The 17,628-nt window shown below is 47.2% G+C and carries 12 protein-coding genes; 6 read left to right on the forward strand and 6 right to left on the reverse strand.

What is annotated here, in order from left to right; translation table 11 throughout:
• Nucleotides 1-281: 281 nt before the first annotated feature.
• Nucleotides 282-608 (reverse strand): acyl carrier protein, encoded by a 327-nt coding sequence (locus tag ABR335_RS13735; protein ID WP_014095944.1) that lies wholly within the window; start codon nucleotides 606-608, stop codon nucleotides 282-284.
• A 394-nt stretch (nucleotides 609-1,002) separates the two neighbouring features.
• Between ABR335_RS13735 and ABR335_RS13740 the strand changes: the two genes are divergently transcribed.
• Together ABR335_RS13740 and ABR335_RS13745 are read left to right on the forward strand one after the other, a co-directional pair.
• Nucleotides 1,003-3,195: an alpha-galactosidase gene (locus tag ABR335_RS13740; RefSeq protein ID WP_014095945.1), complete on the forward strand. Its 2,193-nt coding sequence runs from the start codon at nucleotides 1,003-1,005 to the stop codon at nucleotides 3,193-3,195.
• Nucleotides 3,196-3,414: 219 nt separating this feature from the next.
• Nucleotides 3,415-4,035 (forward strand): RraA family protein, encoded by a 621-nt coding sequence (locus tag ABR335_RS13745; RefSeq protein ID WP_014095946.1) that lies wholly within the window; start codon nucleotides 3,415-3,417, stop codon nucleotides 4,033-4,035.
• Between the two features lie 507 nt (nucleotides 4,036-4,542).
• Here ABR335_RS13745 and ABR335_RS13750 read toward each other — a convergent pair.
• Nucleotides 4,543-5,721, reverse strand: a complete 1,179-nt coding sequence (locus ABR335_RS13750; protein WP_350346256.1) for a pyridoxal phosphate-dependent aminotransferase — start codon at nucleotides 5,719-5,721, stop codon at nucleotides 4,543-4,545.
• Between the two features lie 148 nt (nucleotides 5,722-5,869).
• Here ABR335_RS13750 and ABR335_RS13755 point away from each other — a divergent pair, with 148 nt between their 5' ends.
• The 3 genes from ABR335_RS13755 to ABR335_RS13765 are packed head-to-tail and all read left to right on the forward strand — an operon-like array spanning nucleotide 5,870 to nucleotide 7,987.
• Nucleotides 5,870-6,493 carry a YhbD family protein gene (locus ABR335_RS13755; protein ID WP_014095949.1) on the forward strand — a complete coding sequence of 208 codons (624 nt, stop codon included), beginning with the start codon at nucleotides 5,870-5,872 and terminating at the stop codon, nucleotides 6,491-6,493.
• Between the two features lie 13 nt (nucleotides 6,494-6,506).
• Entirely contained in the window at nucleotides 6,507-7,208 is a 702-nt protein-coding gene (locus ABR335_RS13760; RefSeq protein ID WP_014095950.1) for a polymer-forming cytoskeletal protein, read from the forward strand.
• A gap of 17 nt (nucleotides 7,209-7,225) precedes the next feature.
• Nucleotides 7,226-7,987: a hypothetical protein gene (locus ABR335_RS13765; RefSeq protein ID WP_350346257.1), complete on the forward strand. Its 762-nt coding sequence runs from the start codon at nucleotides 7,226-7,228 to the stop codon at nucleotides 7,985-7,987.
• 1,168 nt (nucleotides 7,988-9,155) lie between these two features.
• Here the strand turns inward: ABR335_RS13765 and ABR335_RS13770 are convergent.
• Nucleotides 9,156-10,550 (reverse strand): MATE family efflux transporter, encoded by a 1,395-nt coding sequence (locus ABR335_RS13770; RefSeq protein ID WP_104851262.1) that lies wholly within the window; start codon nucleotides 10,548-10,550, stop codon nucleotides 9,156-9,158.
• Between the two features lie 278 nt (nucleotides 10,551-10,828).
• Here ABR335_RS13770 and ABR335_RS13775 point away from each other — a divergent pair, with 278 nt between their 5' ends.
• Nucleotides 10,829-11,704 carry a 3-hydroxyacyl-CoA dehydrogenase gene (locus ABR335_RS13775; protein WP_061577398.1) on the forward strand — a complete coding sequence of 292 codons (876 nt, stop codon included), beginning with the start codon at nucleotides 10,829-10,831 and terminating at the stop codon, nucleotides 11,702-11,704.
• A gap of 190 nt (nucleotides 11,705-11,894) precedes the next feature.
• Here ABR335_RS13775 and ABR335_RS13780 read toward each other — a convergent pair whose 3' ends face one another.
• From ABR335_RS13780 to ABR335_RS13790, 3 genes are all read right to left on the reverse strand, one after another.
• Entirely contained in the window at nucleotides 11,895-15,416 is a 3,522-nt protein-coding gene (locus ABR335_RS13780) for a YhaN family protein (protein ID WP_035189871.1), read from the reverse strand.
• Complete coding sequence (locus ABR335_RS13785; RefSeq protein ID WP_035189872.1) at nucleotides 15,413-16,687, reverse strand: metallophosphoesterase family protein; 1,275 nt, start codon at nucleotides 16,685-16,687, stop codon at nucleotides 15,413-15,415. Before ABR335_RS13785 ends, ABR335_RS13780 begins: the two co-directional genes overlap by 4 nt.
• Before the next feature lie 334 nt (nucleotides 16,688-17,021).
• The gene (locus tag ABR335_RS13790; RefSeq protein ID WP_071451741.1) at nucleotides 17,022-17,612 is read right to left on the reverse strand and encodes an NADPH-dependent FMN reductase; all 591 of its coding nucleotides are present in this window, start codon (nucleotides 17,610-17,612) and stop codon (nucleotides 17,022-17,024) included.
• Nucleotides 17,613-17,628: the final 16 nt, after the last annotated feature.

The raw sequence follows: 17,628 nt of genomic DNA on the forward strand, positions 1-17,628 counted from the left end.
TGTAATAGTATAATGGAAAAAAAGCGGTTTGCAAATGTGCATCGCGCCGTTGCAAGCCATCCCGTAAGTAGAGCTTGCTGGGCGAATCCGATTTTCTACCCAATTGATCAGCAGATGCTGTCTCAATATATAGAAGAAACTATCTGCAAAATGAGGGATTCTGTCTTCTAGTACGATGAAACAGCTCGAGTGCAATCTTTTCTCTAGATTTTTATAAACCAAATCTATAAATTTTGCTTATTCAACAAACCCGAAGCAAAACAAAGCCCGTGAATCTCGAGTTATCCACGGGCCTTGTTTTGCTTTCTGATTTCCAGTATTTTTGGCAGTTTGATCGCCAGATGTTCACGACATTTTCGCTGTTTTTCATATATATAGTCTGTTGCCTTTTCAATGGAAACAAGCTTGTTGATTTCATCTTCCTCTATATCGAAATCAAATTCATCCGATAACTCCACAGCCAGCTCTGAAAGATCGATCCAGTCCGCACCGAGATCATCGACAAAAAGGGTGTCGTCCTTTATTTCCGAAGGGTCATCATCGAAATCATTCAACACAATGTCGCGCACTCTTTCCCGGATATTTTCTTTTGAAATGGTTTCCCGCATCATCATCAGCTCCATTGTGTAAATGTTAACAAATTGTTTCTCATCTACTTTTAATAATAGTCATTTTACAACGCCAGCACAAGAATGCAATACCTGACGCTAACTTTTTTATGCCAAATTTTTCCGTGGAAAGGCCGCTGCCGCATTCCTTGGATGCGGATGCGCCCGCACAGCTACTCTACAAATCAAGTGACAAGGACGGATGCAAACACTAAAATGATAGTAAAGTGTAAACGGATTCTTTCGGTAAAGCATATGCACCATTCCTTTACCCAAAAGAATTTTCTCTAACCGTATTATCATATTGAACAAAACCGGGGATGCCTCGGCCATTCCAACTGATGCGACAAAACTGAAAATGGCCTCTGCACTTACGAAACGAGGAGGAAGATGGATGATTAGTTTTGAGGAACAAACGAAAACTTTCCATTTGCAAAATGATGAAGTGAGTTACCTTTTACAAGTGGATGCATTCGGCTACGTGGAACATCTGTATTGGGGAAAACCGGTGAGGGCCTATCACGGAGGGCGCGCCTATCCGCGCATTGGCCGCAGTTTTTCCCCGAACCCGCCCGGTGCAAAAGACCGCAAATTTTCGCTTGATACGGTACTGCAGGAATTCCCGGGTTACGGCAACGGCGATTTCCGTGAGCCGGCACATATTATCCGACATGCGGACGGGTCAACGGTCACGGACTTCCGCTACCGGGCGTATGACATTTTAAAGGGCAAGCCGGCGCTTCCCGGGCTTCCCGCTACTTTTGCCAATCAAAATGAAGCCGAAACGTTGAAAATCATGTTGGAAGACAAGCTTACAGGCCTTCAATTAACGCTTTTATATACCATCTTTCGCGATTTTCCGGCGATTTCCCGCGCGGCTGTGCTGACAAACGGCGGAAACAAACCTGTTCGAATTGAACGCTTGATGAGCCTGAATGTCGATTTCCCAGCCGGAAGTTTTGAACTTTTGCATCTCCCCGGCGCCCATAAACGCGAACGGCAAATAGCAAGAGAAATCGTAACGGACGGCATCAAGCGGATAGACAGCAAGCGCGGCGCCAGCAGCCATCAGGAAAATCCGTTTTTGGCGCTTGTCCGGCCTGAAACAACGGAATTCCAAGGTGAAGCATATGCAGTGAACCTCGTTTACAGCGGCAATTTTGCCGGAATGGTGCAGCAGGACCAGTTCGGGCAGGTACGCTTTGGAATCGGGCTGAATGATTTCGGGTTCAGCTGGACGTTGGAGCCGGGTGACACTTTTTATTCCCCTGAAGCGGTGATGGTATACAGCAGAGACGGGCTGAACGGGATGTCGCAAACGTTTCACACGCTCTACCGCCGCCACCTTTTGCGCGGCAAGCATAAAGATGCGGAACGCCCTGTATTGATCAACAACTGGGAAGCGACCTATTTCCGATTTCATGATGAAAAACTGCTTGAACTCGCCGACGAGGCGCAAAAGCTCGGCATTGAGCTGTTTGTGCTGGATGACGGCTGGTTCGGCCACCGGGACAATGATCGCAGTTCTTTAGGGGACTGGTATGAATACGCCGGAAAAATCCGGATGGGGCTCAAAAACCTGGCGGAAGAAATCCATAAACGCGGGATGCAATTCGGGCTCTGGTTTGAACCGGAAATGGTTTCGCGGGACAGCGACCTTTTCCGTGAACATCCGGACTGGGCACTGCAAATTCCGGGCCGCGGGCTTTCTGAAGGGCGCTCCCAATATGTGCTCGATTTTAGCCGTAGGGATGTGCGCGAAAACATTTTCCGGCAGATGACAGACATTCTGGATCATGTCCATGTTGATTACATCAAATGGGATATGAACCGCCATATGACAGAAGTCCATTCCGCCCTGCTGGAGCCGGAAAACCAGGGAGAGACCGCCCACCGCTATATGCTTGGGCTGTATGACTTTTTAGAAAAGTTGACGTCGCGTTACCCTGATATTTTGTTTGAAAGCTGTTCCGGCGGCGGCGGGCGTTTTGATCCGGGCATGCTGTATTATATGCCGCAAACGTGGACGAGCGATAATACCGATGCGGCCGACCGTCTGGAAATCCAGTACGGCACAAGCCTCGCCTACCCACCGGTTACGATGGGCGCGCATGTCTCGGCCGTTCCGAACCACCAAACCGGCCGGGTTACGCCGTTATCGACGCGCGGTGACGTGGCAATGGGCGGCAATTTCGGCTATGAGTTGGATTTGACAAAATGCACGGAAGATGAAAAAGCGGTGATCCGGGAACAGATTGCATTTTACAAGGCACACCGGCAATTGTTCCAGTTTGGCCGGTTTTACCGCCTGATAAGCCCGTTTGAAGGCAACAGCGCCGCCTGGCAATTTGTCTCACCGGACCGCAACCATACCATTGCCTATTTTTTCAACGTACTGTCTGAAGCAGCCGGCCCGTTGAAAATATTAAAACTGGCAGGCCTTGACCCGGACAAAAACTACCGGCATATTGAAACAGACAAAATCTACGGCGGCGACGAACTGATGAACATCGGGCTGTATTTGCCATTGTTTAACAAACAGGACTTTGCAAGTTACAAGATGGAGTTTAAGGTGGTATACGAGTAAAAACACCGCCCCTCTTCCCCGGCAGAGGACACTGAAAAACGGTGAGACACTATGAATGGCGGGGTGTCTTGCCGTTTTCTCTTGGACTTTTTCAGCGGCTTTTCCCCTCTCCTCTATTCATTTTTATTATGAATGAATATAACAATTTTTTATTTTCATTTTTTTCTATATTTTAGTATAGTATACATAAAACAAGTCTTAAAGAAAGAGGGTTCAGCGATGGATGCATTCGTAGAGGCATTCGGTTCTATTCCTACCACATGTATATCAGATGCTATGGATGGCTTGAATAACTTGCACCCTAGGATTAAGCCATTGAAATCTTCCTATTTTCTCTGCGGCAAAGCTTTTACTGTTAAAATGCCGGTGGGTGACAATTTAGCCGTCCTAAAAGCCATCAGACATGCACAACCTGGCGATGTTCTTGTCGTGGATGCAAAGGGGGATGAGTACAGGGCCATTGCTGGCGACTTTGTGGTCGGGATGGCAAAAACTTTAGGCATAAGCGGGATCGTTGTGGACGGCGTCATTCGCGATATAGATGGCGTTAAAAAACTGAACTATCCTGTTTTTTGCAGAGGCACAACGGTAGCCGCCAGCGGAAAAAGCGGTATTGGCGAAATAAACGTCCCCATTTCCTGCGGGGGAGTAGCCGTACATCCCGGGGACATTATCGTGGGCGATGCGGACGGAGTTGTTGTGGTACCGGCAGAAAGAGGAGAAAAAATATTGCAAAAAGCACAGGAAAAAATGAAAAAAGACCAGCTTAGGGAAGAATCCGTCTCCGGAAACAAAGAAGAGATCATCAAGTATTTAGACTCAATGATCTCAAAATCATAAGCTGCCTGTCTCTAGCACTATTGGGATTGTTGAACCACAGGAGATGCTCCCTGCCGGAAAAAAGCAGCCACCATGCAAATGGATGTGTGGCTTTGAAATTAAATTCACTTTATTCTATAAAACAGGGAAACATTGTTATTTTGCCACCGGCTGCAAACACATGAAAATGGATGCGTAGTTTTGAAGTTAAGTTCACCTTCTTCGATAAACCGAGCGAATCATTGTTTTTTCGCTGTCGGCTGCAAACACCATGCAAATGGATGCGCGGCTTTGAAATTAAGTTCAGTTTCTTCGATAAACCAGTCGAAACATTGTTATTTTGCCACCGACTGCAAACACCATGCAGATGGATAAGTGGCTTTAAAGTTAAGTTCACTTTATTCTATAAAACGGTCGAAACATTGTTATTTTGCTACCGGCCGCAAACACCATGAAAATGGTTAAATTGGCCCCGATGCAAAAGCCTAAGTCTTTTTTACACGACATACGGCGGACTGGCCAAATGCTTCATAGTTGATATTCATTTGCCAGTTTCCTGAACGCTGCAAGCGACCGTTTCACTTTCTCTGTCGGGATGCAGTAGGCAATCCGGAAGTAGCCCGGAACACCAAACGTATCAGAAGGAACGAGCAGCAGGTCATATTCAAGTGCTTTTTTGCAAAATGCCACAGCATCGTCTTCCAAGGCTTTCGGAAACATGTAGAATGTACCACCTGGCTTTGTGATGGAAAAACCCATATCGGTCAAGGCATCGTACAAAATATTCATGTTGGTTTCATAGACTGAAAGATCCGCCGTGATGTCCAGCACTTCGGCAACAGCGAGCTGGATGATTGACGGCGGGCAGTTGTGGCCGATGCCGCGTGAGATCTGGCCGCACATATTGACAATCAATTCCGCATCCGGGCAGTCCGGGTTCACAGCCACGTACCCGATCCGCTCGCCTGGCAGCGACAGCGACTTGCTGAAAGAGTAGCATGTAATCGTGTACGGATGATATTTTGCAACGTATGGGGCCTCTACCCCCTTGAACACAATTTCCCTGTACGGTTCATCTGTGATGATATAAATCTCATGCCCGAATTCCTGCTCTTTTTCTTGCAAAATCTGCGCCAATTCCCGGATCGTAGCTTCCGAATAGACAGCGCCTGAAGGATTGTTCGGCGTGTTGATTAAAACGGCTGCCGTTTTGGGCGAAATCATCCGGCGGAACGCGTCAAAATGAATTTGAAAATTTTCTGTATCAGCAGGAACAACTTTTAACACCGCGCCCGTTTGATTGACGTATGGCATGTATTCCGGAAAATACGGCGCAAACGTGAGCACTTCATCTCCCGGTACGGTTACCGCCCTTAACGCGTGTGCAATGGCGCCGGCTGCTCCTGTCGCCATAAAAATATGTTCTTTCCGGTACGGCATGCCAAACCGCCGCTTTAAGGAATTTGCAATTTTTTCACGTACGGAATCAATCCCAAGACTCGGGCTGTAGCCGTGCACCGCCGGATTTTTCGCAAGTTCCATAAGTTTTTCGGTAAAAGCTTGAGGGACCGGCACGCTCGGATTGCCAAGGCTATAATCAAAAACATTTTCAGACCCAATTTCCTTTGCCCGCACTGCCCCGTATTCAGCAATTTCCCGGATGACCGATTTCTGGCCGAGCATCCTTTTGAATTCTTCCGCAATCATGTTTTTCTTCCTCCTGAACATCAATCCTATGTATAGATATAACTATAACATATTTTGAGCCCGTTATGATGAAATTTTCTAAATTTGCTTTCTTGTTTACAGTGTAACAGTGTTATGTTATATTAAAAACAGCAAAGGAGTGGCGAAAATGGATGAAGACTTAATTTCCAAAAAAGATCTGCTCGAACAAACCGGCATCTCCTATGGGCAATTATACCGGTGGAAACGGAAAAACCTGATTCCGGAAGACTGGTTTATCCGCAAATCGACGTTTACCGGGCAGGAAACCTTTTTCCCCCGTGAACGCATTTTGGAGCGGATTGAAAAAATCCAGGCGATGAAAGAAAACCTTTCGCTTGATGCGCTTGCCGAAATGTTTGCACCGGGCGGCGGGAAACGGATCAGCAAGGCAGATATACTGAAACGGGGTATTGCCTCCGATTTTGTACTAAATTTTTACATCGACCAAACGCAGGCGCAAGAACAGGCTTTTCCTTTTGAGGAAGTGCTCGCCATTTTTTTATTGGAAAAACTTTTGCACGGCGGGGAGATTTCCCTTGAGGAAGGAAAAATGCTGGTTGGGCTCTTGCAGGATGCAGAAAAATCTTTTGCAACGGAAGGCACAAACGTATGGCTGATCCGGAAGTTCGGCGTTTCCACCTGCTTTTTGACAAAAAAAGCGGAAGATATTTTGTTTGACCGTGAAGCAAAAGTGATTGTCAACCTTGATCTGATGGAGTTATCAGCAGAATTAAAAGGAAAATGGCTATAGGAGGCGGGCAAAAGTGGGAAATCTTGTCATAAACGGAGTCGCATCCTCAAACGGCGGGACTTTTGACGACGTAATCGTGAGCGGAAAAGGAACAGTGAATAGTGAAATCAAGTGTAAAAATTTGGAATCAAACGGAATAGCGGTTTTTAAAGGAAACATTGTTTCACAAAATGCCACTGTCAATGGAACGGCAACCTTTCACGGTAGTCTCTCCAGTAAAAGCATGGAGGTTTCGGGATCGGCCAAGTTTTTGGATGATGTCCTGGCAGAAAATCTTCACGTATCCGGGAATGCAAAATTTGGCGGCAAAGTGAAAGGAACGGAAATCCTGCTTGAAGGGAATGTGTCTGTTGCCGGAGATTGTGAAGCCGAGGAAATCAACATCCACGGCACCGTCAAAATGGAAGGCGAACTGAATGCCGAAAAGATTGAAATGAACCCGTTGTGGCGCTGTTTTATCCGCGAAATGGGTGAGCAGCAGATCACGGTGAAAAAAGTCAATTCTATTTCAAGCTGGTTGAAGCCGTTTACGCCCACAGGCCTCACGGTTGACAGTATTGAAGGGGATGATATTGTGCTTGAAATGACGACAGCGAAAGTGGTGCGGGGCGCCCGTGTAAAAATCGGTCCAAAATGCGAAATTGATCTTGTGGAGTACAAGGATACGTTTGAAAAAGACAGCTCAGCGGTTGTGAAAGAATACCGGAAAATATAAAGAAAGGCGTGCAGAACATGGAGAGAAATCCTTTGATTGTGAATGGTTCGGGCGCTTATGGCGGCGGATTGTACGGAAATGTAAAAGTGAACGGAGAAGCGGAAATTGTCGATGCGCTCGATTGTTTGAACTTGTCGATCCGCGGTACAAGCAAGGTAAGCGGCAATACAACCGCCAAAACGATTTCAGTTTTTGGCGAGGGGATATTTGCCGGCAGTGTAGAGGCAGAGAAATTGAAAGTTTCAGGCAGCTGCCGAATTGAACGGGATGCGGAAATCAAGACCAGCCTTGTACGCGGGGAGATGGAAATCGGCGGACGGTTCAGCACGGAAAAAGCAGAGATCAAAGGTTCGCTTGACGTCAAAGAAGATGTCGAAGCAGAGGCTTTTATTTTAAAAGGAAAGTTTCTAGTTGGCGGCCTGTTAAATGCGGAAGAAATTGAAATTGCGTTAAAGTATAGCAACAGCCGCGCGGGCGAAATCGGCGGGAAGAAAATTGACGTCCGCATGCAAGGCGGGCTTCCCGGCATGTTTGGAAAAAAGCGGCATCTATTGCACGCTGATATCATTGAAGGAGATCAAATCTATTTGGAATACACTGAAGCCGGCACGGTTCGCGGGGAAAATATCGAAATCGGCCCCGGCTGCAAGATCGGTTTAGTGGAGTACACGGGAACGCTGAACATTTCAAATGAGGCAGTGGTTGAAAAAACAAAAAACAGGAGCCCATTCTTAAACTGGGAGCTGAATTTGCTCCCTTTTTTGTCTCCCGCTGCCTGATGAAGACATTTTGGACGCGGATGTTTCGCGGCGCACAGGCATTTGGATTGGGGGCTGGGCCTAAGAAAGCGGAGGAAAAAGACAATCTTGACTTAGAACCCCTCTAATTGAACAAAAGCTCAACGCTCCCTGAATGTTTTGTCTAATTAGAAGGTCCAATTAGACAAAAGCTCCCCGACCGGCGTTCGTTTTGTCCAATTGGCTGACCTGCGGGAAGAAGCGAGAAAAAAGATATTCCGGCGTTGTCAAACTCGCTTTTGTTCCTCTTGAACCCTGCAGCCCAACCTGTTTCGCCCCCTATTCCGATCGCGGCCACTCCATTTTTTCCAAATAACGGAAGCCCCACCTTCTTGGCAATCCTGTTTTTTTCTTGAACGGCATGCTTCCCAAATAAAAAGGCAGTGCGATGAACGGGTACTTCATCGCACTGCCTTTAGTTTGGTATTACAGGGGACCCAACCATGCCGCATCCTGTATACATTTTCACATTCGGGGGGTAACTCCCCAATGTATGAATGGAGTTTTCAGCCTTTTCCCGGCTGCCGGAGTGTGATGTTATCAGGATGCCTGTCGTCGGCTCCGTGACAGATACAAATCGTTGTTAAGATTTGCTGCTTTTAAAGCTTGTGCCTTAAAAGATCCGTAACTGATCCGGCTTTCCTTTGCCTTACCATATTCTTTTGCCTGAAAGTTCATTGACATTTCATTTGACTGTTCAGCACTTTTTCTCATGAATGAATTGCTTTGCGGCCTTTTCCTTAGAAAACTTTCCTTAGAAAACTTTCATCGTCGGAAACTGGTTCCCCAATGGCTTTCATTCATTTACTCAAGTGCCTGGAGTTTCCATGATGCTTCAAATCACTTTTTCGGCAATCGTTTATGTTCCGGCAAAAGGTTTGCTTTTCAGCTGCCTGAACGGGCGGAGGGCATTCGCCAATTCCTTTTTAGTGAACCGGTTGTGCTCACCGTTCTGGGCTTTTCGAAATATACGCGTGAAGACGGAACCAATCGGGATGGTTGAGTCTCCTGCAATCCCAAACTGTAAGGGCTTTCCTTCCTTACACTTGCAGTATAGCATGGGCAGCCGAAAAAAGCTGTGTCGAAATTGTTAACGTTTTCACATTTCAAAAAATAAAAGCAGTGCGGACAACCGCACTGCTTTCCGTCGTTAAACCAGTTTATGCGCATACCATTTGGCACCTTTGAAGCGGTTCATAAAAATGAGCCCGCGCACACCCCATTCGGCAATCATCGCGACCCAGACGCCAATGATGCCAAAACCGAATGTAATCCCTAAAATATAGCCGAGTATGACCCGCAAAAGCCACATTGACAGCAGCGAAGCGACCGATGTAAATGTTGAGTCACCTGCTGCCCGGAGCACGGCCGGCATAATAAAACTTTGCGGCCATAACAGCGGCTGCCCGAACGCAGAAATCAGGACAATCGTAAAGATCGTCGGAATAATCGAGTCAGGCGGATTAAACAATTGCATCATGACAGGGAAAAACGGCAAAAGAACCGCTGTCGTTACAACATAAAGCAGCGAAGACAAAACAATAAACGACTTTGCAAATTTCCGTGCGTCATCGATATTCCGCCGGCCCATGCATTGTCCGACAATCGTTACAATCGCAATGCTAAGCGCGTTCGGTCCTATCTGGAAGAGCAGCGTGATTGAACTTGCGATCGCATTTTCCGTCAACGCCAATGTCCCAAGCTGCACAATAAATGTCTGTGTCAGCAGTTTCCCGCCGTTAAAAAATATTTGTTCTGCCGCAAACGGGATCCCGATAAACATCACTTTCTTCAATAAAGAAAAGTCGAGGTGAAGCGCATTTTTAATTTTAAAACGGATCGTCTCATTGTACTTCATGACATAAAAAATGGAAGCGATCATACCGAAAATTCTTGCACATAAAATGGATATCACAAGGCCGACGACACCCATATGAAAAATAGTGATAAATACAACATTGAGCACGGTATTCGTTAAGTTCATAAACAGTGACAAGCCGAGGCATGGCTTTGTTTCTCCGACGCCGCGCAAACCGCCTAATACTGCCTGGAAAATCGCAATAAAAGGATACGAGAGACAGCTGCCAATCAAATAAATTCTCGCATTATGAAAAACGGCTGCATCTGCTTTCCCGAACAGCAAATTTAATGTCGGCGTGTTGAACACAATCACAAACACGGCAAGCACGACCGAAAAAATAGCAACAGCAGAAATGGCCTGTGTCGCCGTCTTTGACACCATTTCTTTATTGCCGATTCCTTTATACTGGGCAACAATCACCGTTCCACCGGTTGCGATCGCGATAAATACGTTGACAAGGAAAATATTCAATGAATCTACCATGTTCACGGCACTGACAGCACTGACGCCGGCAGAACTGATCATCGCCGTATTTAGAAAACTCATTAAGATCAAAAACGCCTGATCCACCAAAATTGGGATAATAATGCCAATAACTTCCCGATAATCTATAGAATCCCCCGTTAAATATCTGTTCAGGTAAAAAGTAGACTTCTGCTTGAGTTTGACAGCTTTGATTTCCATAAGACCTCTCTTCTTCATTTTGCGGGCTTTTTCATCCGTTCTTTTGAATGCAACCCATATTATATCACCTTGATAAAAAGAGTAAAGCTTTTTCGCCTAGCGAAATTTACGATTTTGTGAATAGCAGGCAACCCGGAAAATAAGCGCCAGCACGCCAAATGAGGCCTGTAAAACTGCATTTTTCCATTGATAGCCATTCAAATTTTGACGCTTCATTTCCATGGTGATACGATAGGATTGTAAGGGGTTACATAAAACGCGAGAAAGGGCGTATGATGATGAACTTTCAAAATATCACCATTGCAGGGAGCGGCGTACTCGGGAGCCAAATTGCCTATCAAACGGCTTTTAAAGGCTTTCATGTATATGTTTATGATATTTCTGCCGAGGCAATCGAACAGGCAAAAGAAAGAATTTCCGGGTTGAAGGCCCGGTACCAGAAAGATCTTGGTGCAACAGAGCAAGAAGTGGACGCAGCCTATCATAGAATTTCTTTTTCTGATGATCTAGGACAAGCTGTAGCCAATGCCGATCTGGTCATTGAAGCGATTCCGGAAGTGGTTTCCATTAAAAAGGACTTTTACCAAAAACTTGGAAAATTGGCACCGGAAAAAACGGTCTTTGCCACGAACTCATCGACCCTGCTGCCAAGCCAGTTTGCAGAAGCAACCGGCCGCCCGAAAAAATTTCTGGCGCTCCATTTTGCCAATGAAATTTGGAAAAACAATACAGCAGAAATCATGAAACATCCTGGCACAGATGAAAAAGTGTTTCAGGATGTGATCGCATTCGCAGAGGCAATTGGCATGGTGCCGCTGCCTTTGCACAAAGAGCAGCCGGGCTATATTCTGAACTCTTTGCTCGTACCGCTGTTGGAAGCAGCGCAAATGCTGCTGGTAAAAGGGGTTGCCGATCCGGAAACGATTGACAAAACATGGCGCATTGCAACAGGCGCCCCGGCCGGACCATTCCAAATTCTGGATGTTGTCGGCATCAACACCGCCTACAATATCAGTTTGGCAAAAGCAGAAACTACCGGCGATGAACTGTATAAAAAAATAGCAGACTTGCTGAAAACGGAATACATTGACAAAGGCAAACTCGGAAAAGAAACAGGAGAAGGCTTTTACAAATATTCTTCCACCGAATCCTGATGTAAAAGAAGGACCCGCACAAAGCGGGGCCTTTTTTATTTTGTCTTGCTTTTATAGTGATCCCGAAAAAACTTAATTCAAAAGCCACAGCCATAGATAGAAAAGAATCAACCTGTATCTGGTAAACATTGCAGCACTTACTGAATGGGCCGGATAAAAAGCAAAAACGGATTTGTTCGGCAAGCCCTGTTTAATGCACGGCAATTTTCTGCCCGTGGAAAGCCAAGTACTGGACGGCTTCCGGCGGGGCGATTTCCTGCATCATGTCGACAAGGCGCTGATGATGTGTGAAAAAGATGATTTGCGTGCAGCTGGAAAGTTCGAGCAATACTTTCAATGTTTCTTTTGAACGTTCATCGTCGAAATGGACGAGGATGTCATCGACAATGAACGGTAGCGGCTCGTTTTCAGCTGCGTATTTTTCAATGCTCGCAAGGCGTAAGGACAGATACAGCTGGTCGGTCGTCCCGTCGCTCATCCCGTTCAGCGGCACATTCTCCCCGCCGCGCACGCCCATTAAAACAGGCTCGTCCTGCTCGTTGTAATCCACCGCCAACCCGTCAAAAGAATGAAGTGTCAGCCGCGCAAAAATATCACCCGCACGATTTAAAATCGGATTTTGATTTTGGCTCCGGTAAAATTCAATCCCCTTTTGCAGCAAAGCGGCAGCGAGTTTCAACTGGATATATTGCTCCGTCAAACTGGCGATTTGCGCATGCACGCTTTCCCTTTCCTGGCCGGCTTCAATGGCTGTCATGTTGGCGCCGCGAATCTGTTCTTCGTATTCTTTTTTGACCGCCCCATATTCCTGCTCCACCTCGGAACGCGAGGCTTCCAAACGGTCAAGTTCACGACCGGTTTCCGCCAAATCGGCGTCAATCGAATCTGCATCAAACCGGGCCGCCTCATCAAGCAATTCCTGCAGTGATTTACCGGCACCCGCATCCAGCATGTCCGCTTCGATTTGCCGAATGTCTTTTTCAAAACTTTTTTTCAGCAGGAAAGCTGTTTCAATTTGCTTTAGTTCTTCGATTGTGCTGCAGCCTGCCTGTTGGAAAAGTTCTGTTAAAACCGCTTCAGCTGCTTCCAGTGCTTCTGTTTCTTCTTTTCTCTCATTCTCCAAGTCTTCTAAACGGCGTTTGAGCTTTTTCAAAGCGGCATCGTCCTGTTGGGCATTTTGCAATAGCTGATACATCTGGCTTACGGCAACAGCGGCATTCTCCCCGTTCGATGGAAGTTGGGCCGTTTCAAGGATATGCTGCACTTTTTCTTCAAAGCGCGCCATTTTTTCAGTAACGGCTTGCTGCTCTTTTTCAGTCTGGTTGTATGCATCATAGAGTTGCATACATGTTTCATAGCGGGCGAGCAGGGATTCAGCAACCGCCGGCGGCACCTCTTCCAATATTGCCGTGCCCGCGACAGCCGAAGACCAATTTGCCAGCCATGCTTCGCGTTTCTTCCCGATTTCCGCTTTCTCCGTTTGCATCTCTTCCCGTTTTTCTTTTAAATCGCGGATAGCCGTTTCGAGGCTGTCCTTCTTTGCGGCAAGATTGCGGACTCGTTTCAATTCGTTTTCTGCAAGACTTACCAGTTCCGCAAGCGGCTGCCCTTCTGAAACGGCGGCAAATGTTTTCAGCACGGCAGATAGCGCATTGCAGCAGTCCGCATGGCTATCATGAAGCGCGCGCATTTTTTCTTGCGCCTTCTCATAATCCTGCATCAAGCTTTTAATTTGCGCGTGTTTTTGCAGCCATTCCCGCATCTCTCCAGGCGTAAGCGGACGGATTTGCGCCGGCGCCCAAAGATCTTGCCAGGCGGATTCCCACGCACGCAAAGCTTCTTCAAGCCCGGATTTCTCTTTTTCAAGCTGTTCTTTTTTCCCGCGGAACTTTCTAATATCGGCTAAAAGTTTATTCTTCTCGCCGACTTTTTCCGCTTCCAGCCGCATCGTATCCGCAATCTGGTCAGCTTCAAGGACATGTTTCTCATAAACCGACGCGGCCGGCTCTCCCTTTGTATATGTTTCAGCCGTTTCAAGCCAATGGCCGGTTTCAAGTTTGGTGCGTATCAGCTGCCAGCCGGCATCCCTTAAGGCACGGACGGCCGACAGCTTTTCTTCAGACGGGATCTCGGCAATGGAATCAAGCCGGCGGATGCTTTCTTCTGAAACTTCGATGTCCTCTTTCAACCGGGAAATCCGGCTTTGCACCGAATCCAGCTGCCGCGTCAATTGCTCCGCTTCTTTTTCAAACTTTTTCACCGTTTCTTCCAAACCGGGCACCGGAAGTTTGACAAGTTCTTCCACCCCGCCATCCCATAACGGCAAAGCACGGACGGCTTCTTCCACTTGCCGCTGTTTTTGCCGGCATTCCGCGGCCAGCTCGTGTATCGCCGCTTCCACGTCTCCCGCACGGTTCACCTTGGTCAGGACGGCTTCCAGTTTTTCCACGTCCGGTAGATCAGGCAAGGCAGCCAATTCTTCCAGCTTCTTTGCCAGCTCTTTTTCCAGTTTTTCGCCTTCCCGTTTCAATGATTCATAAGCCTGGTCGAGCAACGGCTTTTGCTTGCAAAGCTCGCGGATCATTTCTTTTTGGGCGGAAGGCAGCCGGTAAAGTTCTATATTTTCAACGGCTGCACGGCCCGGGTCGATCTCCTTCATAACGGACATCAATTGGGCTTGGAGCTGCTGCTTTTTCCCTTCGAGCTCAGGCAGCATTTTTTCATCGTCTTCGTACTGTTGCACTTGGCGGTAAAGGGCTGTAATCGCGGCAGCCTGTTCTAAAATGTGTTCCGGAATGCTGATTTCTTTCATTTCCGCTTCGGTGCCCGCCAGTTGCCGGGAAATTTTGTCCAAGTTTGCCCGGGAAGCGTTCCATTTGTTTTCCGCTTCGGCACGGACTTCTGCAATATTATCCGGAAGATCCGGGACATCGCCGAGCGCTTCCAATTTTTGCAAAAGATTTTTCCGGTTTGCGATCTTCGGCAAAATCCATTTGACCCGTTGCAGCTGTTCTTTTTGGCTGCGCAGCGTCTTTATTTTTGCGGTGAGGGCGCCGAGTTCTTTTTCCAACTCCCGGTAACGCGCCTCGAAAGCTTTCCATGCCTGTACTTTCAACTGCTGCTCACTGATTTTTTTCGAAAGCTCTTTTTCCCGCTTGAGCAGCTGATTTAATTCAGGGACGGAACCGGTTTTTTTGTACAGTGCGCCTGCCTGTTTGTCAAAGTTCTCGAGAACCCGGCGCAGCACATTGATGCCCGAAGCGGCGGTGAAAAAACTTTCCCCGGCATTGCCCCCGCTTTCCAAAAGGCTTTCGCCGCCTTCACGAAGACGGACATGGTCAAGGGCAAACATGTTTAAAAACTGGGATTCCGGCATATGGTTTAAAAAAGCCGCGACCGTATTTTCCGGGACCGGGTTGCCGTCCGGGTCAAGTGCCGTATTCTTTTTCCCTTTTCTACGGGTAAACTGCAGGGCTTCCCCTTTTGTGTTGCGCAAAAGCCCTTCAATTCTTAATTTCGTATTGCCATGGAGGAAAGCGTCGTTCGTTTTTTGCGGAAATCCGTATAAAAAATGCGTAATCGAGCGGAGTGTTGTACTTTTTCCGGCTTCGTTCGGCCCGAACAGCAGATGGAAGTTTTTCTCCGGATCAAAGGAAAACATCTGATCTGTAAAATGCCCGTAAGCAAGCAGGTTCAAATAATCAAATCTCATGCCTTTTCCGCCCCCGTTTCCGTTAAGGAATAAAGAATGAAGTCTTCCACATCTTTTATCCGCTTTTTGACGAGGCCAGGGTTGGAAAAATCAAACCCGTCTTCCCCTTCTTTCAGTTCATGCGGAATGGCCTGGCGGATATCGCTGAATTCATCCAGCAGCGCTTCAAGCATCTCCTCATCTTCGGCCGTGCTGCGGATAAATTTTAGCACCGTCCCGATTGGCGATTGTTCATCGGAAAAGGCATCGGCATCGTTCAGCCCTGTTGTCTTGATTTTTACTTTCTCCACCCAGATTTCGCCGAAACCTGTCTCAAGCGCAATGGAACGCAGCTGGTTCAAGAGGAGGTCTTTTTTTGCAATCAGTTCCCTGTGCATTTTCGTTGCGCCGGCCAATTCAAAACGCACCGCCAAGTAACGCCCGTCTGCTTCCGCATATGCCTTTTCAAGCGCACTGCGGGCCGCGTCCATGAGCCCGTCCACCGTTTCGATGTCGCCCATATCAACCGGGCATAATGTCCAGCGCAACACATCAAGCGGGATGGGTTCCATCTTTTCAATCGTACCGTCTTTTACTTCCACATAGGTGCAGCCCTTTTCTCCTGTCTCCCGAATATGCCGTCCCTGGATATTTCCCGGGAACAAAATCGCGGGGTCATGCGGATGGAGCAATTCCCGCATATGGATATGGCCGAGCGCCCAATAATCATACTGCTTCTCCATCATATCTTCTATCGTGCACGGCGCGTAATTTTCATGCCCTTCACGCCCCGTCGCGCTTGTATGTAAAATGCCGATATTGAAATAGCCTTCTTTTTTCGGCGGATAGTTTTTCACAAGATTTTCTTCCACTGCCCGTTGTGCAAAACCTTGCCCGTGAATGGCGACGCCAAACGCATCAAGGGTAACCGTTTCCGGCGCTTTTACCGGAAATTCGTGCACATTCTCCGGCAGTTTCAGAGATTTCGTCATCAAATTGGCCGCATCATGGTTGCCGCGGATGAGGAAAACAGGAATGCCTTCTTTCTGCAGGCGCACCATCTGGCTTGTGAAAAAGAGGCCGGTATTGTAATCTTTCCAGTTGCCGTCATACAAATCGCCGGCAATGATGAGAAAATGGACTTGCCGTTCAATCGCCGCATCCACCAAATTTTTAAATGCTTCACGGGTTGCGCCGCGGATTTTTTCCACTGGTGCCCCCTCGTATTGCTCCAGGCCGGCCAAAGGGCTGTCCAAATGAATATCAGCCGCATGGATAAATGAAAAAGACAAGGCACTCCCTCCCAAATTTAAAAACGAGAACATTTATTTGCTATTTTCATTTTACATGGACAGGGAGGGAATGATCAAGAGAAAAACCGTTTTTCTGAAAAATTTTTATATTTAGGTAAGTTTTTTTGCAAGCCGTTGTAGTTTAAACAGAGGAGTTACACCTGGCTAATTCCCAGTTTATATTGAATATCGTTCACCAGTTTTTGGTATCTTTTTTCTTCCCGGAGAGCTGCAAAAACGGGATTTTCCTTTACTCTCCTACCACCTGCATCAGAAAAGGGCGGACAGTTTTAGCTGTCCGCCCTTTTCTGAATCGTCCGGTACGTGCGCGGCTTTAATCACGGGAGATGTACGCTGCTTCTTTTGCTTCTTTTGCTTCTTTTGCTTCTTTTATTTTTGCATACGTTTCCGTAAGCATGACGGTGTCCTCCACAAGCCGGCTGATGCGCAAGAGGACGTCTTCATTGACAATTTCTTTCTGGTAAAAATCTTTTTCCTCTATAAAAACATAAGACTGGACAATTTGTGCCCGCATGTAAGACAAAATCGGCTTGATCTGCTGCTCGGCAATCAAATAATGTTTCGGTGAGCCGGCCGTGACAATGATGCTTGCCACCTTATCCCGAAGTGATTTTTCGGGCAGCAGGTCAAACACATTTTTCAATGTCGCCGGAATGGATGCCTGGAAAACCGGCGTGCCGATGATAAGCGCATCCGCGTCCATGACAGTTTGCGCCACAAATTTGGTATCCCCTTCGTAATCCATATAATGGCGCCCGTCGCTGAACTGCACATCGTAATCCGCCAGATCAAGGAGCGTGACTTCCGCGTTTGGATATTTCCCACGGATCACGTTTACCGCGTAGTTCATCGCTGTTCTTGTTTTCGAGCCGACTCGCGAGCCCGAAAGTGCAACAATCTTCATTTATGCTCCCCCTGGT

Origin of the sequence: Heyndrickxia faecalis (assembly GCF_040267745.1) — a bacterium.
GTDB classification, from domain to species: Bacteria; Bacillota; Bacilli; order Bacillales; family Bacillaceae_C; genus Weizmannia; species Weizmannia faecalis.